We start from the raw sequence: 22,021 nt of genomic DNA, 5'->3' as shown, positions 1-22,021 counted from the left end.
GCTCCCGTCGAGGAGGCCCCTCATGTCTCCACCATGGCGACGCCGAAGGACACCTACGGCGCGAGCGACATCCAGGTGCTCGAAGGCCTCGAGGCGGTGCGCAAGCGCCCGGGCATGTACATCGGCTCCACCGGACCCCGCGGTCTGCACCATCTCGTCTACGAGATCGTCGACAACTCGGTCGACGAGGCGCTCGCCGGGCACTGCGACCACATCGACGTCACCATCCGCTCCGACGGCGCGGTGCGGGTCGTCGACAACGGTCGAGGCATCCCCGTCGACATCCACCCGGTCGAGAAGCGGTCCACCGTCGAGGTGGTCCTCACGGTCCTGCACGCCGGCGGCAAGTTCGGCGGCGGCGGATACGCGGTGTCCGGCGGACTGCACGGCGTCGGCAGCTCGGTCGTGAACGCCCTCTCGAGCAAGCTCGAGGTCGAGGTGCGCCGCCAGGGCAACGTCTACCGGCAGCGCTTCCACTCCGGAGTGCCCGAAGCACCGCTCGCCATGGGCGAAGAGACCTCCGAGACCGGCACGACCATCACCTTCTGGCCGAGCGCCGAGACGTTCGAGACCGTCGAATTCGACTACGAGACGCTGCGCGCCCGCTTCCAGCAGATGGCCTTCCTCAACAAGGGCCTCACCATCGCGCTGACCGACGAGCGCGTGGTCGCAGCGGATGAGGGCGAAGAGCTCGAGGCCGAGGCGACGGGCGACGCCGATGTCGCCGAGAAGAAGGCCGAGTTCCACCGCAACGTCTACCTGTACCAGCGTGGCCTCGTCGACTACGTCGAGTATCTCAACTCGGCCAAGAAGGCCGACCTGGTGAACGACGAGGTCATCTCCTTCGAGTCGGAGGACACCGAACGACGCATCTCGCTCGAGGTCGCCATGCAGTGGACGACCGCCTACACCGAGAGCGTGCACACCTACGCGAACACGATCAACACCCACGAGGGCGGCACCCACGAAGAGGGCTTCCGCGCCGCACTGACGACGCTCGTCAACAAGTACGCGCGTGAGAAGAGCATCCTCAAGGAGAAGGACGACAACCTCTCCGGTGACGACGTGCGCGAGGGCCTCACCGCCGTCATCTCGGTGAAGCTCGGCGAGCCGCAGTTCGAGGGCCAGACGAAGACCAAGCTGGGCAACACCGAGGCCAAGACCTTCGTGCAGCGCATCACGAGCGACCACCTCGGCGACTGGTTCGAGCGCAACCCGCTGCAGGCGCGCGAGATCATCCGCAAGGCGCTGCAGGCCGCGACCGCGCGGATGGCGGCGCGCAAGGCGCGCGAGACCGCGCGACGCAAGGGCCTGCTCGAGGGCGGCGGCATGCCCGGAAAGCTCAAGGACTGCCAGAGCAAGGACCCGGTGGTCTCCGAGATCTTCCTCGTCGAGGGCGACTCGGCCGGCGGCTCTGCGGGCACAGGCCGTGACCCGCTGACCCAGGCGATCCTGCCGCTCCGCGGGAAGATCCTGAACGTGGAGAAGGCGCGCCTGGATCGCGCGCTCGCCAACCTCGAGGTCCAGTCGATGATCACCGCCTTCGGCACCGGGATCGGGGAGGACTTCAACGGCGACAAGGCCAGGTACCACAAGATCATCCTGATGGCCGATGCCGACGTCGACGGGCAGCACATCACCACGCTGCTGCTGACGCTGCTCTTCCGGTACATGCGGCCGCTGATCGAGCTCGGCTACGTCTACCTCGCGCAGCCGCCGCTCTACCGCCTCAAGTGGAGCAACTCGTCGCACGACTACGTGTACAGCGATGTCGAGCGGGACGCGGTGATGGCTCATGGCCTCGCCAACGGCAAGCGGATTCCGAAGGACAACGGCATCCAGCGCTACAAGGGCCTCGGCGAGATGGACTACAAGGAGCTGTGGGAGACCACCATGGATCCCGAGACGCGCACCCTTCGCCAGGTGACGCTCGACGATGCCGCCGCCGCAGACGAGACCTTCTCCACCCTGATGGGCGAGGACGTCGAGTCGCGCCGCAACTTCATCCAGCGCAACGCCAAGGACGTCCGCTTCCTGGACATCTGACGCTCTCGGTGGCTGAGCCGTCGCGAAGCGACGAGTCGACGCCCGGCTGAGTCAGCGTGTGACCCGCTCCTTCTGAAAAGGACCCTGAACCATGGCAACAGACAAGATCGAGCCGGTCGACCTCCAGCTGGAGATGCAGCGCTCCTATCTCGACTACGCGATGAGCGTGATCGTCGGGCGAGCTCTGCCCGATGTGCGCGACGGCCTCAAGCCCGTGCACCGACGGGTCGTCTATGCGATGTTCGACGGCGGCTACCGCCCCGACCGCGCGTTCAGCAAGTGCGCTCGCGTGGTGGGCGAGGTCATGGGCCAGTACCACCCCCACGGCGACAGCGCGATCTACGACGCCCTCGTGCGTCTCGTCCAGCCGTGGAGCCTGCGCTATCCGCTCGCACTGGGCCAGGGCAACTTCGGCTCTCCCGGCAATGACGGGGCCGCCGCCTCCCGGTACACCGAGACCAAGATGGCACCCCTCGCCCTCGAGATGGTCCGGGACATCGACGAGGACACCGTCGACTTCCAGGACAACTACGACGGCCGTACCCAAGAGCCGAAGGTGCTCCCGGCGCGGTTCCCGAACCTGCTCGTCAACGGTTCCGTCGGCATCGCGGTCGGCATGGCCACCAACATCCCGCCCCACAACCTGCGCGAGGTGGCCGACGGCGCGCTCTGGCTGCTCGAGCACCCCGACGCCGATCGCGAGGAGCTCCTCGAAGCGCTCCTGGCCCGGATCAAGGGCCCAGACTTCCCGACCGGCGCGCAGATCCTCGGCGTCAAGGGCATCCAGGACGCCTACCGCACCGGCCGCGGCTCCATCACGATGCGCTCCGTCGTCGCGGTGGAGGAGATCCAGGGTCGCACCTGCCTCGTCGTCACCGAGTTGCCGTACCAGGTCAATCCCGACAACCTCGCGATCAAGATCGCCGAGCTCGTCAAGGATCAGCGCATCGCCGGCATCGCCGACATCCGCGATGAGAGCTCGGGCCGCACCGGCCAGCGCCTCGTCATCGTGCTCAAGCGCGACGCGGTCGCCAAGGTCGTGCTGAACAACCTCTACAAGCACACCCAGCTGCAGGAGAACTTCGGCGCCAACATGCTGGCGATCGTCGACGGTGTGCCCCGCACCCTGCCGATCGACGGCTTCATCAGCCTGTGGGTCGACCACCAGGTCGAGGTCATCGTCCGCCGCACCGAGTTCCGACTGCGGAAGGCCGAGGCGGATGCCCACATCCTCCGCGGCTATCTCAAGGCGCTCGACATGCTCGACGAGGTGCTCGCGCTCATCCGAAGCTCGCCCGAGGTCGAAGACGCACGCGTGGGGCTCATGGAGCTGCTCGAGGTCGACGAGGTGCAGGCCAACGCGATCCTCAGCCTCCAGCTGCGCCGCCTCGCCGCGCTGGAGCGGCAGAAGATCATCGAGCAGGCCGCCGAGCTCGAGCGCCTGATCGCCGACTACAAGGACATCCTGGCCAAGCCCGGCCGACAGCGGCAGATCATCTCCGACGAGCTGCGCGAGATCGTCGACAAGTTCGGCGACGATCGCCGCACGGAGATCATGTTCGGCTTCGACGGCGACATGAGCGTCGAGGACCTCATCCCCGAGGAGGAGATGGTCCTCACCATCACCCGCGGCGGGTACATCAAGCGCACTCGATCCGACAACTACCGCAGCCAGCATCGCGGGGGGCGTGGAGTCCGCGGCGCGCAGCTGCGCGCCGACGACATCGTCGACCACTTCTTCGTCACCACGACGCACCACTGGCTGCTCTTCTTCACGAACAAGGGCCGCGTCTACCGGGCCAAGGCGTACGAGGTGCAGGAGGCCGGACGCGATGCGAAGGGCCAGCACGTCGCCAACCTGCTGGCCATGCAGCCCGACGAGCAGATCGCCGAAGTCCTCGACATCCGCGATTACAGCGTGGCGCAGTACCTGGTGCTCGCCACCCGTGGCGGCCTGGTCAAGAAGACGGCGCTCCCCGAGTACGACACCAACCGCACGGGCGGCATCATCGCGCTCAGCCTCCGCGAGGGCGACGAGCTGGTCTCGGCGCTGCTCGTCGACGAGGACTCCGATGTCCTCATGGTCTCCCGCAAGGGCATGTCGATCCGATTCACGGCGACCGACGACACGATGCGTCCCATGGGTCGCAGCACATCCGGAGTCATCGGCATGCACTTCCGCGGCGACGACCAGCTGCTCGGAGCGTCCGTGATCGCCGGCGACACCGAATCCGCGTTCGTCTTCGTGGTGACCGAGGGCGGCTACGCCAAGCGGACCTCGCTCGACCAGTACCGGGTGCAGAACCGCGGCGGGCTCGGCATCAAGGTCGCCAAGCTCGACGAGACCCGCGGCGATCTGGTCGGGGCGCTGCTGGTGGAGGAGTCCGACGAGATCCTGGTGGTGCTCGCCGGAGGCAAGGTCGTGCGGTCGGCTGTCGCGGAGGTGCCCGCCAAGGGTCGCGACACGATGGGAGTAGTTTTCGCCCGATTTGCCGACGAGGACAAAATCATCGCGGTTGCGAAGAACTCTGAACGTAATCTAGAGGCCAACACGGCGGCTTCGGAGATTCCGGAGTCCGCTGCCCAGGTGGACGACGTCGAGACGGACGTCGCGCCCGCTGACAGCGCAGAGTCGGACAGCACCGATTCCGCTGACGTGGAGCCCACTGGCACCGGGGACGATGGAGAGGACGTCGCACAGGATGACTAGTGTCGCCGACAAGTTGGCGCGGAAGTCTTCGCGGCCGACCGCGACGAAGCAGGTTCGCCTGAAGCTCGTCTACATCGACTTCTGGTCGGCGGTGAAGCTGTCCTTCCTCGTCGCTGTCGCCCTCGGCATCGTGCTCGTGGTCGGCGCCTTCCTCGTCTGGATGGTGCTCAACCAGACCGGGATCTTCACGCGACTCAGCGACGTCATCGGCGAGGTCTCGGGTGATGACAGCTTCAGTCTGCTCGACACCTTCGGTCTGGCGCAGGTCCTCGGCTTCGCACTGGTCGTGGCCGTGCTGAACACGATCGTCGGAACCGCACTCGGCGCGATCACGACGGTGCTCTACAACCTCAGCGTGCGGATCACCGGCGGCCTGCTCGTCGGTTTCGCCAACCAGTAGTCACTCTCGGCGGTCGAGCAGAGCGCCTCGCGCCCGTGCTCCCCGACCGGTCCAGATTTCGTCACCCTCGCTTCGGTGGGGTAAGGTCATATCTGGCCAAAACGGGCCCATAGCTCAGGCGGTTAGAGCGCTTCGCTGATAACGAAGAGGTCCCAGGTTCAAGTCCTGGTGGGCCCACGCAAGACTCTCGCCCTTCCTCAGAAGGTCGGGCGAGAGCTTCGGGGACGTAGCTCAATTGGCAGAGCACCGCCTTTGCAAGGCGGGGGTTAGGGGTTCGATTCCCCTCGTCTCCACGACTGAAGGACCGCTTCCGAGCGGTCCTTCAGTCGTTAAGACCGTGAACGGAGGGCAGAGGACATGCCTCTCTCCGTGCCCGCGCTTCGCTACCTCGCTGCGGCCATCCCCCTCCGGATGGCCGGAGAAGGCGCGCGGGTCGCTCTCGTCGTCATCGCGGTCGACCGAGCGGACAGCGTCCCGCTTGGCGCGCTGTTCGTCGCCGCCTCGCTCGCACCCAGCGTGATCGCCGCTCCACTGATCGGGGTGGCCCTCGACCGATCGCGAGCGCCGCGCCGCCTCATGGTCGTCTCAGGTCTCATCACCGCGGTCGCCTTCGTGATGACCGGCTTCTTCGACCCGCTTCCCGCGAGGCTGGTGATCATCGCGCTGCTCGCCTCGGGCGCGACCATCCCGGCGTTCATGGGCGGGCTCAGCAGCTTCGCGGCCGACATCATGCCTGGACGACCAGCCGATGCGTACGCACAGGACGCGCTTGCCTACAACGTCGGCGGTGTCGTAGGCCCCGCGATCGCTGCAGGTGCGATCGCCGCCGGCTCGTCGCAGTGGGCCATCTGGCTCCTGGCGATCGGAGCAGCTGCCGGAAGCGCCGTGATGGCGACGATGCCCATCCCCGCCCGCCCCCTGCGAACCGAGCCGGTCTCGATCCTCACCGACGTCCGGATGGGATTGACGCACCTCGTCCGGCACCGACCGCTCGCGAACGCGACGCTCGCCGGCACTCTCACGCAGCTCGGCTCTGGTGCGATCCCTGTCGCGGCGGTGGCCATCGCGCTCGAGCGCACGGGCGGCATCGCGGCGGCCGGCTGGATCGTCACCGCTCTCGCCATCGGAGGGCTCGCAGGTGCCCTGGTGAGCTCCGTCTGGTCCACCGCGCGGTGGCAGCCCCAGCATGTGATGCTCGTCGGATTCGCCGTCACCGGCATCTTCAGCGCGATCGCCGCCTTCGACATCGGCTACCCCGCCACTCTTCTCGCCGTCGGCATCTCGGGGCTGACGATCGCCCCGGCCGTGGCCTCGCTCCTGCTGATCCGACGGGAGGAGAGCCCGCCCGAGGTCCGCTCTCAGGTCTTCACCGTGGGCGCGGCCCTGCGGATCAGCACCGAGGCGATAGGAGCGGGGGTCGCCGGCATCTTCGCCTCGTCCGGCGCGTTCGCGCTGATGCTCTTCGTCGCCGCGGGCTGGCTCGTCTCCGCCGCGATCCTGTTCTGGTATCCACCGGCGGGGGCGTTCGACGCCCCCGAGAAGGTCCCGAGTTAGGACGTCAGACCATCGACAAGCTCGATTGACGATTGATGCTTCGGGAGACGAAACCTCGGACTAATCAGGCAATCGGTATTGCACCCCAACGTTGAGTCATCCGGGGTACAAGCCCCTTTCTGGGGGTACAGAGGGGGCACGCAGCTCCTGCGCGGCGACGCCCCCGAGTTGCCGGCGGGCGCATAGGTTCCGAACGCGAGGAATCCGAACAGCCTCCCGCCGCTCGGCGGAGAGGGCGTTCGCAGCCCCCTTCCTCAAATTGTCCCCAACAAGAGATGGATCGCATCGTGACCTCCCCCATCACCCCCACCGCAGCGCATCGAGGCGCGCACGCGGCAACTTCCGACCCGGCCGGCAGACGGACCCGACGGATCGCAGGCCTCGGGATCGCGATGACGTTGGCGGCGGGCTCGGCACTCGGGCTGGCAGCGCCGGCCCACGCCGACCCCATCACCCCGATCATCGTGCAGCCCATGATCATGCCGATCATGTCCTTCGGATTCGCCACCGGAACGGCGACGATCGCGGGCTCCGCCGCTGGAGACCTCGTCACCGTCACTCTGATGAATTCGTCCGGAAATACCGTCCAGTCGATCCAGACGGACTCCGCCGGCAACTACTCCTTCATCTTCCTGAGCCCGGGTGATTACTACGTCGTGGCTTCCGGTAGCAGTTCCTCCACTTTCCCCTACACGTCCCCGACGTTCACGGTCCCGACCGGCAGCACGGTCTCTGTGCCCGCGATCTCGCTCGAGCTGGCGCCGATGCCGGGATCCGTGACGATCACGGGCGATGCCACAGTCGGGAGCACACTGACCGGCACGGTCAGCGGATTCCCGGCAGGCGCGGCCTTCACATACCAGTGGGGCTACAGCGCGGGAGAGTCGGGAGGCCCGATCGACGACCAGACCGGAAGTACCCTGATGGTCACCGATGCGCTGGTCGGCAAGAGCCTCAGCTTCTTCGCCACCGCGACTAAGGCCGGCTTCTCGGACACGACAGTGAGATCGCTCATGAACACCGCAGTCACGGCCGCCAAGAAAGCCCCGGTGAGTGCACCAGCAAGTGACGCAGGGAGTCTTTCCACCTACTTGACCGCTCACCAGGCAGCCCCGATCACGTCGTCGACCGTTGGGCTGCCCGCATCGCTGAGCTCCGAGAAGTCCTACACCGCAAACCTCGGTTGGAACTCCGGAGACTCGTTCGTCGACGTCTACGCCTACTCCAGCCCGACCTTCATCGGAACCTTCCCGGTGTCGAACGGCACCTCACAGATCACACTGAGCGCTGCGCAGCTCGCCGCACTCGGCGGTGGAAGCCACACCCTGGTCGCCATCGGTCAGAGCTCCGGTGGAGTGCAGAGCGTCGCGCTTTCCGTCAGCGCTGCGCTGGCCAGCACCGGGTTCGACCCGATGCTGCCGATGGGCATCGCGGCCATCCTGCTCCTGCTCGGCGGATCGCTGCTCTTCACCCGTCGCGCGCAGCTCGCCCGCGCCGCGACTGCCGAGTAGTCCGCGCACAGCCGAACCAGCACTTAACAGAACTGCCCGCCGCTCCGAGAGGAGAGGCGGGCAGTTCCTGTTTGACACTGAAGCGATCAGGCCTTCGGAGTATCCGTGCCGGTTGCCTCGGGCTCATCGTCGGCGACCCACAGGTCGTCGTCGGCCCGGAAGGTCTGCCAGGCGGCGTATGCGACGCCGGCGAGCGTCAGCACGCCGAGCACGATCAGCACGATCGTGCCGACGCCGGGACCGGTCTTCTTGGGTGCCGGTGCAAGCTTCTTGGCGATCTTCCCGGCAGCAGCCGCCTTGGCGACCTTCTTCGAGGTCTTCCCGATCGTTTTGCCCGCCTTGCCTGCAGACTCCTCGATCTTGGCGCGGACGTCCTTCGTCAGCTCGAGCACCGACAGTGCCGAACCGACCACCGCTGCGGCAGCGGGGATGACGTCGTCGACGACCTTGTCCTTGGCCGTGCTCGCGACGGCGCGTCCGTAGACGAAGCCCTTGTCGACCGTCGGCTTGAGCTTCGCGTCGTAGGTGGTCTTCACGCGGGGAACGACCTCCTCCTGCGCGAGCAGCGTGGCCTGGCGAGACGCCTCCTTGAACACTCCGGAAGCACGGTCGAGGACGACCTGCTGCTCCTGCCAGAGATCCTCAGCGCTGCCGCGGAGCTTCTTGAGTTCTTTCTTGCGCTTGCGGGTGAGACTCATCTCATGCCTCCAATATGACGCCGATGCGGCGTAGGTATGCCAGTGGGCGCCCTCTGCGGACGAACGTTGCTCCATCTTGCCACCCAGACCGCTGAGAGCGCCCTGGGCAGTTTGTGAGGGCCCAATAGAATCGGGGGATGAGCAAGCACACCGCGGTCGCCACCCTCCACACGACGCAGGGCGATATCCGCGTCAACCTCTTCGGCAACCACGCACCCAAGACCGTCAAGAACTTCGTCGGACTCGCCACGGGCGACATCGAATGGACCGACCCCACCAGTGGGCAGAAGAAGTCCGAACCCCTGTACTCGAACATCGTCTTCCATCGCATCATCCCCAACTTCATGATCCAGGGCGGCGACCCGCTCGGCACCGGCACCGGCGGACCCGGCTACGAGTTCGACGACGAGATCAACCCCGAACTCGACTTCACCCAGCCCTACATCCTCGCCATGGCCAACGCCGGCAAGCGCGGGGGCCGCGGAACCAACGGCTCCCAGTTCTTCATCACCACTGCGCCGACGACCTGGCTGCAGGGTGCGCACACGATCTTCGGCGAGGTCGCGGATGACGAGTCGCGTGCCATCGTCGATGCTCTCGGAGCCGTTCCGACCGACGGACGCGACCGTCCGCGCGAGGAGCAGGTCTTGAAGAGCGTCACCATCACCGACGCCTGACGACGTGTCCAACTACGGCACCGGACTGGCGGCAGGCCTCCGTCGCCTCCGCCGTTCGGTGGCGCCGTCGGCCAGCTACGCGATCATCACGATCACGCTCCTGGTCTTCCTGCTCCAGCTGATCCCCGGTCTCGGGGTCACCAACGCCCTGCAGTACGCGGGCGCATATTCCATCCCCGCCTTCGGCTCGTTCGAGCCGTGGCGGATGATCACGGTGTCCCTCGTGCACTCGACGAGCAGTCCGTTCCACATCCTGTTCAACATGCTCTTCCTCTGGCTGATGGGCCGTCAGGTCGAATCGCTGATAGGAACGGGCAAGTTCGTCGCGCTCTACCTCATATCGACGCTCGGCGGCTCCGTGGCAGTGCTCTTCCTCGCCTCGCCGCTGCAGCCGGTCGTCGGCGCATCCGGGGCGATCTACGGCCTGCTCGCCACCTTCTTCGTCATCGCGCGCAAGAGCGGCGGCAACACCACGGGCCTCGTGATCCTCATCGGGATCAACCTGGTGTTCAGCTTCGTGACGGCCTCGATCTCCTGGCAGGCCCACGTCGGGGGACTCATCACGGGAGGCGTCGTCGCGCTCATCCTGGTGCAGACGCCCCGCCGGTCGCAGCGCAACCAGCAGATCGCTCTCCTGGCGGCGGTCGTCGGCGTGCTCATCGTTCTCACCGCGCTCCGGTCGGTCCTGACCTTCTAGGTCGCCGCCGGGCGAAGTTATCCACAGGCGCCTCCACAGTGTGAAGAATTACACCGGTGTAATCCCCAGAGGGGTGACGGGGCGACCTCAGCGCCAACGGGTGGTCATGAGGAAGCCGACAAAGGCGATCCCGAATCCGATGAGGATGTTCCAGCTCTGCAGATCGGGGATCGGCAGGGTTCCCTGGCTGACGTAGAAGACGATGATCCAGGCGAGTCCGAGCAGCATGAAGCCGAACATGACGGGCTTGAACCAGACCGGGTTCGGCGCATCCGCCCCGGTGCGGAGATCGTCGGCAGGGGTCGGTGTGCGCAGCTTGGCTCGGGCCATGCGGCAGAGTTTACAGGCTCGAGTCCGCTTCTACCCAGCTCGCAGGGCCGTCAGCTCCGGTGGAGAACCTGTGGACAGGATGTGGATAGTCGACTGGTGCACCGTCCGGTGGTGCGGCTCCCGGCAGGCGAAGGCGTCCGACGTAGGATGCGGGAATGCATGCCAGGAGTTCCACGGGTGTGGAACCGGCGGAGGCGCCCGATCCTGCCGCAGCTGCAGCGCCCGACCGCCGTCCGCGGCCGTCGGTGGTCGGCGTCCTCGGTGAGATCCTGCTCACGCTCGGCGTCGTGGTGCTGCTATTCCTCGCCTGGCAGCTGTGGTGGAACGACGCGATCCTCGCGGGGTCGCAGACCTCTGCGGCGCGCGATCTGAGCCGTGAGTGGGATGCATCCGAGCCGTCCTCGAGCAGTCCCCCGACGGCGGAGCCTGCCTCACCCGCTGCCGCCGCCCCCGACTACGGCCTGCCCGTCGTGGCGTCGGCGCCCGATCACCTCGACGTTCTCGGCAATCTCTGGGTGCCGCGGTTCGGCAGCGACTACGTGCGCACGATCGCCCAGGGCACCAGCACCGACGTGCTCAACAGCACTCGCCTGGGCATCGGTCACTATGACGACACGCAGATGCCGGGAGAGGTCGGCAACTTCGCGATCGCCGCGCATCGCAGCGCTTATGGCGGCGGGATGCACCTGATCGATCAGTTGCAGGTGGGAGACCCCATCGTGATCGAGACGGCCGACGGCTGGTACGTCTACCGCTTCACGAACCTGGAATACGTCCTCGCGTCCGCCGTCGACGTCCTCGCCCCCGTTCCTCAGCATCCTGGCGCGACACCAGGGGATCGGATCATCACTCTGACGACCTGCAACCCGCTCTACTCGACAGCCGAACGGGTCGCCGCCTACGGCGTCTTCGAGTCGTGGCAGCCACGTTCGGCCGGACCTCCCGCGGTGGTCGCGGACATCGTCGCGGCATCGGGGGTGCAGTGATGTACGCCGCACTGTGGCGGATCCTGCCTGGGCCCCTCTGGGTCCGCCTTCTGACCCTCGTGATCCTGGTCGCCGTCGTGGTGGGAGCGCTGATGACGTGGGTCTTCCCCGTCGTGGACGGTATCGTCAATCCTCAGGACGTGACGGTCTCCGGATAGCCGTCCCCGCACGCGCAAGATGAGGAGCCCGACCGCATGACGCGGATCCTGGTGATCGACAACTACGACAGCTTCGTCTACACCCTCAACGGCTACCTGCAGCAGCTCGGTGCGGAGACCGATGTGGTGCGCAACGACGACATCGCCCTCGAGGACATCCCCGCGCGGCTCAGTGAGTACGACGGAGTCCTGCTCTCGCCCGGACCCGGCAAGCCGTCGGACGCGGGCATCTCGATCCCCATCGTCACCTGGGCGATCGCGAGCGGTTCACCGCTGCTCGGCGTATGCCTCGGCCACCAGGCCATCGCCGAAGCCCTCGGCGCAACGGTGACCAATGCCGAAGAGCTCATGCACGGCAAGACCTCCGAGGTCGAGCACGACGGCAGCGGGTTCTACGACGGCGTCTCGCCGACGTTCACCGCCACCAGGTACCACTCGCTCGCAGTCGTCGACGGCACGGTTCCGAGCGACCTGGTCGTCACCTCGCGCACGAAGGGCGGCGTGATCATGGGCCTGCGGCACATCAGCAAGCCCGTCTTCGGAGTGCAGTTCCATCCGGAATCGGTGCTCACCGAAGGCGGCTATCGGATGCTCGGCAACTGGCTCGCCACCGTCGGCCTGGCAGAGGCTCCGGAGCGCGCCCGCAATCTCAATCCGCTGATCTCCACCCGCCCCTGACCCGAGTCCGTCGAGGCAGTTCGAGCCGGGTCAGCCGGCGGGCGTCGTCGGTTCCGGGGTCGTCGACCCGGTCCCGTCGCAGTACGTCAAGGTGACCTCGGAGTTCTGAGGGACGGTTCCCGGAGCTAGGGACTGGGTCTGGACGATATCCGATGCCGCCCCGCAGCCGCCGACCCGACCCACCTTGACCCGCAGCCCGAGCTCGACGCTCTCCAGCTGCTCGCGGGCCTGGGCGAGCGGAAGGTTGCGCACGTCGGGCATCTCGACCAGTCCGTCGGAGACGATCAGGTTGACGGTCGACCCCTCGGTGAGCGCGGTCGCGGTGACCGGATCGGTGGCGATGACTGTTCCATTCGCGGCCGTCGCGGAATGCTGGGTCGTGATGACGCCGACGACGAGCTTCGAGTCGACGAGCGTCTGCTGCGCCACGGCCTGATCCAGCCCGACGACATTCGGCACCGCGTTCAGCACCGGTCCGGTCGAGACGTAGACGTCGATCGACGTGCCCTCGCTGACGACCGTCCCCGCCTCGGGATCGGTCCGGATGACCTCATCGGCGGGCACCGTCGCGCTCGACTCCATCTTCTCCAGCGGAAGCAGATCGAGATCGGTCAGGGCGCGTTCGGCGCTCGCGTAAGTCGTGCCCACAAGAGCGGGCACATCGCGGGATGACGAGGGGAGGTCATCGCTCGGCTTGAGGGTGACCACCCAGAAGACGACGGCGAAGACGATGACGAGGACGCTGAGGATTCCGGCCCAGATCCAGACCGCGGGGGGTCGGGTCTGCGTGCGCACGACGGTGTCGTCATCGGCCGCGAGCTGCTTCATCGCGATGTTGGCCGAGCCGAGTGCTTCGCTGGGCGGCGCGCCGAACAGTGCCGAGGTGAACTCGGTCTGCGGCAGCTTGCGGGCGGGCACCTTGCCGGTGGCAGCCGTCTGCACGTCCTCACGGAACTCGGCCGCGGTCTGGAACCGCTGGGTCTTGTCCTTCGCGAGAGCGTGGGCGACGACCGAGTCGAGCGCGGGGGAGACCTTGGGATTGAAGCTGCTCGCGATGGGCGGCGCCTCGCTCACATGCTGGTACGCGACGGCCACCGGGGTGTCCCCACGGAATGGCGGTCGTCCGGCCAGCATCTCGAACAGGACGACACCGGTGGAGTAGAGGTCGGTTCGCGCGTCGACCGATTCGCCTCGAGCCTGTTCGGGGGAGAAGTACTGCGCGGTGCCCAGCACGGCGGTCGTCTGCGCCACGGTCGCAGAGGAGTCGGAGATGGCCCGGGCGATGCCGAAGTCCATCACCTTCACCTGGCCGGCGCGCGTGATCATGATGTTGCCCGGCTTGATGTCGCGGTGCACGACGCCGGCGCGATGCGAGTACTCGAGCGCGGTGAGGACGCCCTCGACGATGTGGGTCGCCTCGGGCGGCTCGAGCGGACCGCGGGCGATGATCTCCTTGAGCAGCTTGCCGTCGACGTATTCCATCACGATGAACGGCAGCTGGCTCTCGACGCCGTTGGCGTCGCGGACGATCTCCTCTCCGGCATCGAAGACGCGGACGATCGTCGGATGCGCCATGCGGGCTGCCGCCTGGGCCTCCTGCCGGAATCGCATCCGGAACGCCGGGTCGGTGGCGAGAGACGAGCGCAGCAGCTTGATGGCGACCGTGCGACCGAGCCGGTTGTCGGTTCCCATGTGCACATCGGCCATGCCGCCGCGACCGATCAGCGCCCCGATCTGGTAGCGCCCCGCGAGCAGCCGTCGGGGCGGCTCGGCGGCCGCCTCCGACGGGAGCTGGGTTGGTCCGGTCGAGGTCACCATCAGCCGCCGTTACCCGTGCCTGTCCCAGTGCCCGTTCCGGTACCCGTCCCCGTTCCCGTTCCGGTTCCACCCGGGGCCGGTGCGGCGTTCACAGTCACGGTCAATGTGTCGGAGCTGGGGGACGGACGGTCATTGCAGAAGGCAACATAATTCACCTGAATCTGCCCAGCTTGAGTGTCAGCGACAATGGCGTTGTAACTGGTCACGCCGGCGCCTACAGGGAAGCTCCCGTTGCTGCTAGAAGGCGGTGTAGCGCCGTTAGTAGTGCTGGACGCTCCGTTGACTGTGATGGAGTATCCGCTGCGCGTGGTTCCGGCCGGGCATCCGCCGAAGGCCGGCCAGCTGACAGCCACCTTTGTCGTAGAAGTCGCCGTGCTCGCGGTTACCGTTGGTGTTGATGTGGTCGGTGCGCCGGGGGCCGGGATGTCCGCCATAGGACCGTTGTACGTCACGGTGATGCGGGTGTTCTGGTCCAGGTTGCCGGTGGGGTTGATGGCGGTGACGAGCCCGACCTGATCCTCGGAGGTCGCGGCGTTGCCCACGGCGGACGATGCCTGCAGGCCCGCCGCGTTGAGGTCGTCGACGACGTCCTGGAACGGTCGGTTCACGTAGTCGGCGGCGTTCACCGTGACCTTGGTCGCGGCGGGAGGAGTGGTCGCGCTCGGTGCGGCGGATGGGGTCGCGGAGGTGCTGGGCGTGACGGCGGGGGTGCTGACCGCGGGCGATGTCGCGGGGGTGGCGTTGCCGTCGCGGTTGACGAGCAGGAAGATCGTCGCCACCACGATGATCACCAGGAGGATGATCAGCCCGATGAGCGGCCAGGTCCACGGGCTGCGCCGGTCGGACTTCTGATCCTCCCGGCGGATGGGGACGCCGCTCGTGGTGAGCTGGCCCGTCATCCCCGTCTGGGCTGCCGCACCTGCCGCGAGAAGGGTGGTCGCCTGGGTGGTGCTGCCCGCGGGATTGAACAGCTGGGTGGCGGCGTCGGGGTTCGACATCGCCTGCGTGAAGGTGGGGTTGTACGGCAGCACGCCCGGCACTGCCGCGGCCGCGGCCTGCAGATCTCCGCGACGAAGGGCGGTCGCCGCGCGGGCGAGGTTCGCGGCGGAGGACGGCCGGTCGGAGGGGCTCTTGGCGATGCTGGCCAGCACGAGCTGCTTGACGGGCTCGGCGACCGTCACCGGGAGGTCGGGCGGAGTCTCGTTGATCTGCGCCATCGCGATCGCGACCTGCGATTCGCCGGAGAACGGCCGACGGCCGGCGAGGGCCTCGTAGGCGACGATCCCGAGGGAGTAGATGTCCGTGGCGGGGCTCGCGGGGTGACCGCTGGCCTGCTCCGGGGACAGGTACTGCACCGTGCCCATGACCTGGCCGGTGGCGGTCAGCGGAACCTGGTCCGCGATCCGGGCGATGCCGAAGTCGGTGATCTTGACGCGACCGTCAGGAGTGATCAGCAGGTTGCCCGGCTTGATGTCGCGGTGCACCAGGCCGGCGGCGTGCGCGGCCTGCAGTGCCGATGCGGTCTGGGCCACGATGTCGAGCACACGATCGGTGCTCAGCATGTGCTCGCGCTCGAGCACGGACGAGAGCGCCTCACCTGGCACGAGCTCCATGACGAGGAAGGCCGAGCCGTCCTCTTCTCCGTAGTCGAAGACGTTGGCGATGCCCTCGTGATTGACCAGCGCCGCGTGACGGGCCTCGGCCCGGAACCTCTCGAGGAACCCGGGGTCGCCGAGGTACTCGTCCTTGAGGATCTTGATGGCGACGGTGCGCCCGATGACGAGGTCGGTGGCCTCCCACACCTCGCCCATGCCGCCGATGGCGACGCGGGATTGGAGCTGGTAGCGACCCCCGAAGGTCAGACCCGCTGTCGGCCTCATCTGTTCAGTACCGCCTCAATTACCTGCTTGGCGATGGGCGCGGCGACCAGGTTCCCGAACCCGTCTTGACCGAGCCCTCCCCCGTTTTCGACCACGACCGCTATGGCGACTTGCGGATCATCCGCTGGAGCGAAACCGGTGAACCAGAGCGTGTAGGGATCATCCCCACCGTTCTCCGCTGTCCCCGTCTTCCCGGCAACGCTGACCCCGTCTATTCTTGCATTGCTGGCCGCGCCGTTCTCGACACCATTGACCATCATCTGGGTGAGTGTTGCAGAGGTGTTATCTGAGATCGGCCGCGAGAACTCCGTCGGCGTGAAGGTCGAGCGCACGGTGAGGTCGGGTGCGAGCACCTGCTTCACGAGGTTGGGCTGCATGACGACTCCTCCGTTGGCGATGCCGGCCGACACCATCGCCATCTGCATCGGGGTGACGCGGTCCTCGTACTGGCCGAAGGACGACAGCGCCAGCTGTCCCGCATCCAGGCCGGCCGGGTAGGTGCTGGGCGTGACGGACATCGGGATCGACACGTCCTGGCCGAAGCCGTAGGCCGAGGCCATGGCGGCGATCGTGTCCTCGCCGAGTGCTCCGCCCAGCTCGGCGAAGGGGATGTTGCAGGACAGCCGCAGCGCGGTGGCGATGGTGGCGGTATCGCCGCCTCCGCAGCTGCCGCCTTCTGAGTTGTTGATGAACGTGTCCGTGCCGGGCAGCTGGTAGGTCGACGGATTCGGGAACTCGCTGTCCGGCGTGTACTTGCCGCCGTTGAGCGCCGCTGAACTGACCACGAGCTTGAACACGGAGCCGGGCGGATTGAGGTCGCCCTCGATCGCCCGGTTCTGCAGCGGCTGGCTGGGATCGTCGAGCAGGCCCGAGTACGCGGCGTCGGAGGCATCGGAATCGTGGCTCGCGATCGGGTTGGGGTCGAACGACGGCTTCGAGACCATGGCGAGGATGGCGCCGGTCTTCGGGTCGACCGCCACGACCGCGCCCTGCAGATCGCCGAGCGCGTCCCATGCGGCCTGCTGCACCACAGGGTCGATGGTGAGCTCGACGGAGTCGCCCCGCGGGGCCTCACCGGTCACGATGCGGCTGATCCGGTCGAGGAACTGGGAGCCGGCCGTTCCGCTGAGGTCGGAGTTGAGTGCGCCCTCGATGCCGGTCGGGGCGCCGCCGATCGCGAAGTACCCCGTGACCGCCGCGTAGAGCTCGCCGTTCGAGTAGGTGCGCTGGTACTTGTAGCGGTCGTCGGAGGCCACGGACTCGGCGACGGGCTGCCCGGCGACCAGGATGGACCCGCGCTGTACGTCGTAGCCGTCGTAGAGCGTGCGCGCGTTGCGCGGGTCGGCCGAGAGGTTGTCGGCCTGGAACACCTGGATGATCGACGTCGACACGAAGAGCGCGACGAACATCAGCACGACGAGCACGCTGACCCGCTTCAGCTCCCTGTTCATGCCGTTCCATTCATATGAGTCGGGTGATGTCGCGAATCCAGCTTCGTGGCGCTCATACGACGAGCCTCGGTTGACTGCGGACCGAGTCGGAGATGCGCAGCAGCAGGGCGGCGATGATCCAGTTCGCCACGAGCGACGATCCGCCCGAAGCGAGGAACGGGGTGGTCAGGCCGGTGAGTGGGATCACCCGGGTCACGCCGCCGATGACGACGAAGCACTGGAGGGCGACGACGAACGAGAGGCCGACCGCGAGCAGCTTGCCGAAGTCGTCCTGCCCGGCGAAGCCGATCCGGAATCCGCGGGAGACGAAGAGCAGGTAGAGCGCCAGGATCGCGAAGACGCCCGTGAGCCCCAGCTCCTCGCCGAGGGTGGCGATGATGTAGTCGCTCTGCGCGACGGGCGTCTGCTCAGGCATCCCCTGGCCGAGCCCCGTGCCGATGAGGCCGCCGTGCGCCAGTCCGAAGAGGCCCTGGACGAGCTGATACGACCCGCCGGGCGTGTCATAGCTGACCGGGTCGAAGGCGTCGAGCCAGTTGTTGAGTCGTCCGCCGACGTACTCGAGTGTTCGTCCGGCGACGAATGCGCCGCCGCCGAACAGGAGCAGGCCGATCAGCACCCAGCTGAACCGCCCGGTCGCGACGTAGAGCATCACGAGGAAGAGGCCGAAGTAGAGCAGGGCGGTGCCGAGGTCGCGCTGGAAGACGATGACCGACATGGCGAGCGCCCAGATGACCAGGATCGGGCCCAAATCGCGGATGCGCGGCAGTTTCAAGCCCAGGAACTTGCGCCCGACCATCGAGAGCGAGTCACGACGAGTGACCAGGTATCCGGCGAAGAAGACGGCGAGGGCGATCTTCGCGATCTCGCCGGGCTGGAAGGTGAACGGGCCGACGCCGATCCACACCCGCGCGCCGTTGATGGTGAGGCCGATGCCCGGGAGCATGGGCAGCAGAAGCAGGACGACCCCGACGAGCATCGCCAGATACGTGTAGCGCTGCAGCACGCGGTGATTGCGGACGAAGACGAGGCCGAGGATCGCGATGATGATCGCCAGCGCGGTCCAGACGACCTGTCGGACCGCGGCGGACTCCCAGCCGGAATCCCCATAGGCGATGTCGACCCGGTAGATGCCGGCGATGCCGATCCCGTTGAGCAGGGTCGCGATCGGCAGGATGAACGGATCGGCCTCGCGCGCGATCACCCGCAGCTCGAGGTGCATCACGAAGGTGAGACCCGACACCAGCAGGGTGAGGCCGAGCATCGTCGGCTCCGTCGCACCGAGCGCGCCGAGCTGCACGAGAGCGATGGCCGCGAGGTTGATCAGCCACACCGCCACCAGCAGCAGGAACTCGATGTTGCGCAGTCTGCGGGGCAGGCGCATGGTGCGCACCCGCTCGGAGCGCGGCGAGCGCGCATCCGACAGCGTGCCGGAGCTCACTGAGCCGGCTCCGTGCCGGCCGCGGTCCCCGTTCCCGCGCTCGACGTCGCGGTGGGAGAGGCGCTGGGTGAGGTGCCGGCCGACGTGCCGGCCGAGGATCCTGACCCCGCGTTCGATCCGCTGCTCGCGCGGGACTCGAGGCTGGTCACGATGGCGAACGCGTCGTTGACGCTGCCTGCGCTGATCGTGCTCTCCACCCGTGTCCGGTCATACGACCCGAGCTCCGACACGGACAGATCGGTGTCCTGGAAGACGGAGGACAGCTGGATGGGGCCGATGCTCTGCTGCACGCCCTTGTAGATGGCGACGTGGCCCGCGTTCGAGCCGACGTAGAAGCGACTCTGCGTCCAGTTGTAGCCGATCACCGCGGCGATCACGATCGCCAGCACGATGGCTCCGATCACCACGAGCCAGGTCACCCGGCGGGTGCGCGAGCGTCGCCGGTCCTCGGCGATGAGCGCGTCGAGGTAGTCCTCGGTCTCCGGCTCGAAGTGCGAATCCCGCGCGACGACCGTCGATTTGATCGGGTGCAGGATCATGTTCGGCAGCTTGCCCCGCTTGCCGGCATCGCCCTCGAACTCGAGGGGCGCGGCCGCCGAGCCGACGGTGGTCGCAATGCCCGGCTGAGCGGCGTCCCCGCCGAACGGGTCGATGTCGACCACGATGACCGTGACGTTGTCCGGAGCGCCGTGCTCGAGGGCCTCCTTGATGAGGCGGTCGGCGACATCGGCGGGAGGCGTGTTGTCGCCCATGATCGAGCGGATGCGGTCTTCGCCGACATAGCTGCTCAGCCCATCGGAGCAGATCATCCACCGGTCGCCCGCACTCGTGGTCATGATGCCTGTGTCGATTTCGGGAGCTGCGTCGATGTCGCCGAGCACCCTCATTAATACGGACCGCCGGGGATGGGTGGTCGCCTCTTCCGGCGTGATCCGCCCGCTGTCGACCAGCCGCTGCACGAATGTGTGGTCGATCGTGATCTGGGTGAGCTCGGTGCCGCGCAGCAGGTAGATCCGCGAGTCGCCGATGTGCGCCATCGCGATCTGGTCGCCGACCCGGATGAAGGCGGAGACCGTCGTGCCCATGCCGGTCAGCTCGGGGTGCTCGAAGACGGTCTCGGCCAGGAGCTGGTTGGCCGCTACGAGCGCGGACTGCAGGGCCATCTCGGCATCGGAGGCGGTCGCGAAGTACTGGGCGTCCGTCTCGGCGATCCGCGTGACGGCGATGGCGGAGGCGATGTCGCCGCCCGCGTGGCCACCCATGCCGTCGGCGACGACGAAGAGCTGGCCGCCGGCGTACCCGGAGTCCTGGTTGTTGGATCGGACCTTGCCGACATGGGAGGCGGCTGCTCCCACGGTGAACTGCGCCATTGCGCCTACCGTCGCAGCTCGAACGTCGTGGCGCCGACCTTGAGAGGCGTGTTGATCGGAATCTGGGTGGGAACGGTCACTCGCGCGCCGTCGAGGAACGTGCCGTTCGTGGAGTCGAGGTCCTGGATGACCCATTCGTCGCCCCAGAGCAGGAGGCGGGCGTGGTGGGTGGAGGTGTAGTCGTCGCGGATCTGCAGTCCCGACTCGCTGGACCTGCCGATGGTGAGCGGCTCGGAGCCCAGAGGGATCTCGGTTCCGGCTTTCGGACCCGAGGTGATGACGAGCCGCATGGCCGATCCTGTGGTCGCCATCGGCCTGCCCTGCTGGAGCAGCACGGGGTTGCCGGTCGGCAGCGACTGCACCGCCGGGGGAGCGTCCGCGAACGTGGGGGAGAGGGCGGGCGCGACCACCGGTCCGGGGCCTGTCCCGAGGCCCGGACCGCTCAGTCCGGTCGGGCCGGCGGGTGCCGCATCCTGCAGTCGACGCACGCGTGCGCCGAACAGGTCGGAGCGCAGCGCATAGACGATGCCGAAGACGAAGGCCCAGAGCAGCGCGAGGAATCCGAAACGCAGGATCAGGAGGGTGAGCTCGCTCATCGCCAGCTGCCGGAGTCGTCGAGGCCGAGCTCGGCGAACGGGTCGTCGGGCGGCTCATCGTCCGGGAACGACTCCCCGGCCGCCGCCGGCCACTGCATGGGCGAGCGCGTCGATGGGCGAGCGGGGCGCTCCGCAGCGCGAGGTGCCCGACGTGCGGGAGGCTGATCGGCCTGTGGCGCAGCCCGGGGCGCGGCCGGACGGGCCTTCGCGACGCTGTCCGCCGACTGCGGCACCAGCCGGAAGGTGATCTGGGTCCGGCCGATCTGCATGACCGAGTCGGGGGCGAGGAGCGCCTTGGTCACCTTCTGTCCGTCGACCGACGAGCCGTTCGTGCTGCCGAGGTCGTTGATCTGGGCGCGGCTCCCATCCCAGAGCACTTCCACGTGTTTGCGGCTCGTGCCGGTGTCGGCGATCGTGATGTCGGCGTCCGAGCCGCGGCCGATGATGGTGCGCCCCTTGGCGAGCGGATAGCGCGTCCCGGCGATCTCGAGCACCGGGGTCCACTCGATGGACTTGCCGCGGAGATTGCCGGAGTCGACCTGGATGAGGCCGTCCGTGATGTGGGGATCCGCCTGCAGGTCGATGCTGATGGGACCGGCGAACTGGTAGCCCTGAGCAGCGGCGTGCTGTTTGACCAGTGCCGTCAGCTCGTCGAGCAGATCCGGACCGAGTCCGTCCATCCGATCGAAGTCTGCGGGCGCGAGATGCACGACGAACCGGTTCGGCGCGAGGATGCGATCCCGACTCACCACTGCGGCATGGGTGTCGAGCTCGCGGCGCAGTGCCGAGGTGATCTCGATGGGCTGCAGACCGGAGCGGAACGTCTTGGCGAAGACGCCGTTCACCGCGCGCTCGAGACCTCTTTCGAAGTTGTCGAGTATGCCCACGGGTCCGCGGCCTTCCGGTCGAGCGCGCGCGGGACTCCGCGCCTTGCCTCAGGGAATGTTAGCCCGCGACCCTTTGAGAGCCGTTCTGCCTCGCCCCGACCGTCCCATTGAGCCGCAGGTTCATCCTCCCGGATGA

The 22,021-nt window shown here is 67.3% G+C and carries 18 protein-coding genes, 2 tRNA genes and 1 pseudogene; 12 read left to right on the top strand and 9 right to left on the bottom strand.

Going from position 1 to position 22,021, the window contains the following annotated elements:
* Positions 1-33: 33 nt before the first annotated feature.
* The 7 genes from gyrB to E6C64_RS12190 all read left to right on the top strand — a co-directional run bounded on the left by gyrB (position 34) and on the right by E6C64_RS12190 (position 8,221).
* On the top strand, positions 34-2,046 hold the full coding sequence (gene gyrB, locus E6C64_RS12220) for a DNA topoisomerase (ATP-hydrolyzing) subunit B (RefSeq protein ID WP_136428679.1): 2,013 nt from the start codon (positions 34-36) through the stop codon (positions 2,044-2,046).
* Positions 2,047-2,137: 91 nt separating this feature from the next.
* A complete protein-coding gene (gene gyrA / locus E6C64_RS12215) occupies positions 2,138-4,756 on the top strand; it encodes a DNA gyrase subunit A (RefSeq protein WP_136427787.1) in 2,619 nt (872 codons plus the stop codon).
* Positions 4,749-5,156, top strand: a complete 408-nt coding sequence (locus tag E6C64_RS12210) for a DUF3566 domain-containing protein (protein WP_136427786.1) — start codon at positions 4,749-4,751, stop codon at positions 5,154-5,156. Before gyrA ends, E6C64_RS12210 begins: the two co-directional genes overlap by 8 nt.
* 103 nt (positions 5,157-5,259) lie before the next feature.
* Positions 5,260-5,333, top strand: a tRNA-Ile gene (locus E6C64_RS12205).
* A 43-nt stretch (positions 5,334-5,376) separates the two neighbouring features.
* A tRNA-Ala gene (locus E6C64_RS12200) sits at positions 5,377-5,449 on the top strand.
* 64 nt (positions 5,450-5,513) lie between these two features.
* On the top strand, positions 5,514-6,710 hold the full coding sequence (locus E6C64_RS12195) for an MFS transporter (protein ID WP_136427785.1): 1,197 nt from the start codon (positions 5,514-5,516) through the stop codon (positions 6,708-6,710).
* A gap of 287 nt (positions 6,711-6,997) precedes the next feature.
* A complete protein-coding gene (locus tag E6C64_RS12190) occupies positions 6,998-8,221 on the top strand; it encodes an SdrD B-like domain-containing protein (RefSeq protein WP_158437853.1) in 1,224 nt (407 codons plus the stop codon).
* A gap of 86 nt (positions 8,222-8,307) precedes the next feature.
* Here the strand turns inward: E6C64_RS12190 and E6C64_RS12185 are convergent, their stop codons facing one another.
* Positions 8,308-8,919: a hypothetical protein gene (locus E6C64_RS12185; protein ID WP_136427783.1), complete on the bottom strand. Its 612-nt coding sequence runs from the start codon at positions 8,917-8,919 to the stop codon at positions 8,308-8,310.
* A 137-nt stretch (positions 8,920-9,056) separates the two neighbouring features.
* Here E6C64_RS12185 and E6C64_RS12180 point away from each other — a divergent pair, with 137 nt between their 5' ends.
* Both E6C64_RS12180 and E6C64_RS12175 read left to right on the top strand, forming a co-directional pair.
* On the top strand, positions 9,057-9,596 hold the full coding sequence (locus E6C64_RS12180; protein WP_136427782.1) for a peptidylprolyl isomerase: 540 nt from the start codon (positions 9,057-9,059) through the stop codon (positions 9,594-9,596).
* 4 nt (positions 9,597-9,600) lie between these two features.
* Positions 9,601-10,293, top strand: a complete 693-nt coding sequence (locus tag E6C64_RS12175; RefSeq protein ID WP_233255606.1) for a rhomboid family intramembrane serine protease — start codon at positions 9,601-9,603, stop codon at positions 10,291-10,293.
* Positions 10,294-10,380: 87 nt separating this feature from the next.
* Here the strand turns inward: E6C64_RS12175 and E6C64_RS12170 are convergent, their stop codons facing one another.
* On the bottom strand, positions 10,381-10,623 hold the full coding sequence (locus E6C64_RS12170; protein WP_136427781.1) for a cell division protein CrgA: 243 nt from the start codon (positions 10,621-10,623) through the stop codon (positions 10,381-10,383).
* A 155-nt stretch (positions 10,624-10,778) separates the two neighbouring features.
* Here E6C64_RS12170 and E6C64_RS12165 point away from each other — a divergent pair, with 155 nt between their 5' ends.
* Genes E6C64_RS12165 through E6C64_RS12160 form a run of 3 tightly spaced genes read left to right on the top strand, consistent with a single transcriptional unit; the run spans position 10,779 to position 12,445 of the window.
* Positions 10,779-11,609: a class E sortase gene (locus tag E6C64_RS12165; RefSeq protein ID WP_136427780.1), complete on the top strand. Its 831-nt coding sequence runs from the start codon at positions 10,779-10,781 to the stop codon at positions 11,607-11,609.
* Positions 11,609-11,767 (top strand): hypothetical protein, encoded by a 159-nt coding sequence (locus tag E6C64_RS19225; RefSeq protein ID WP_199241031.1) that lies wholly within the window; start codon positions 11,609-11,611, stop codon positions 11,765-11,767. Before E6C64_RS12165 ends, E6C64_RS19225 begins: the two co-directional genes overlap by 1 nt.
* A gap of 36 nt (positions 11,768-11,803) precedes the next feature.
* Positions 11,804-12,445, top strand: coding sequence for an anthranilate synthase component II (locus E6C64_RS12160; RefSeq protein ID WP_136427779.1), 642 nt, complete (start codon positions 11,804-11,806; stop codon positions 12,443-12,445).
* 30 nt (positions 12,446-12,475) lie between these two features.
* On the opposite strand, the gene pknB is transcribed toward E6C64_RS12160, so the two are convergent.
* The 7 genes and pseudogenes from pknB to E6C64_RS12125 form a co-directional block, all read right to left on the bottom strand.
* On the bottom strand, positions 12,476-14,263 hold the full coding sequence (pknB, locus tag E6C64_RS12155; protein WP_136427778.1) for a Stk1 family PASTA domain-containing Ser/Thr kinase: 1,788 nt from the start codon (positions 14,261-14,263) through the stop codon (positions 12,476-12,478).
* Positions 14,263-16,143, bottom strand: coding sequence for a serine/threonine-protein kinase (locus E6C64_RS12150; RefSeq protein ID WP_136427777.1), 1,881 nt, complete (start codon positions 16,141-16,143; stop codon positions 14,263-14,265). The genes pknB and E6C64_RS12150 overlap by 1 nt, the downstream gene beginning before the upstream one ends.
* Positions 16,140-17,594, bottom strand: coding sequence for a peptidoglycan D,D-transpeptidase FtsI family protein (locus E6C64_RS12145; RefSeq protein WP_136427776.1), 1,455 nt, complete (start codon positions 17,592-17,594; stop codon positions 16,140-16,142). Before E6C64_RS12145 ends, E6C64_RS12150 begins: the two co-directional genes overlap by 4 nt.
* Before the next feature lie 52 nt (positions 17,595-17,646).
* Complete coding sequence (locus E6C64_RS12140; protein WP_136428677.1) at positions 17,647-18,975, bottom strand: FtsW/RodA/SpoVE family cell cycle protein; 1,329 nt, start codon at positions 18,973-18,975, stop codon at positions 17,647-17,649.
* Positions 18,976-19,028: 53 nt separating this feature from the next.
* Complete coding sequence (locus E6C64_RS12135) at positions 19,029-20,402, bottom strand: Stp1/IreP family PP2C-type Ser/Thr phosphatase (protein ID WP_136427775.1); 1,374 nt, start codon at positions 20,400-20,402, stop codon at positions 19,029-19,031.
* 5 nt (positions 20,403-20,407) lie between these two features.
* Positions 20,408-20,998, bottom strand: coding sequence for an FHA domain-containing protein FhaB/FipA (locus E6C64_RS12130; RefSeq protein ID WP_136427774.1), 591 nt, complete (start codon positions 20,996-20,998; stop codon positions 20,408-20,410).
* Between the two features lie 215 nt (positions 20,999-21,213).
* Positions 21,214-21,885 (bottom strand): annotated as a pseudogene (locus E6C64_RS12125) (FHA domain-containing protein); the annotation flags it as partial.
* Positions 21,886-22,021: the final 136 nt, after the last annotated feature.

It is taken from the genome of Naasia lichenicola, assembly GCF_004801885.1.
GTDB classification, from domain to species: domain Bacteria; phylum Actinomycetota; class Actinomycetes; order Actinomycetales; family Microbacteriaceae; genus Naasia; species Naasia lichenicola.
Note: the sequence above shows the minus strand (reverse complement) of the source record. Positions and strands in the feature narration are given on the sequence as shown.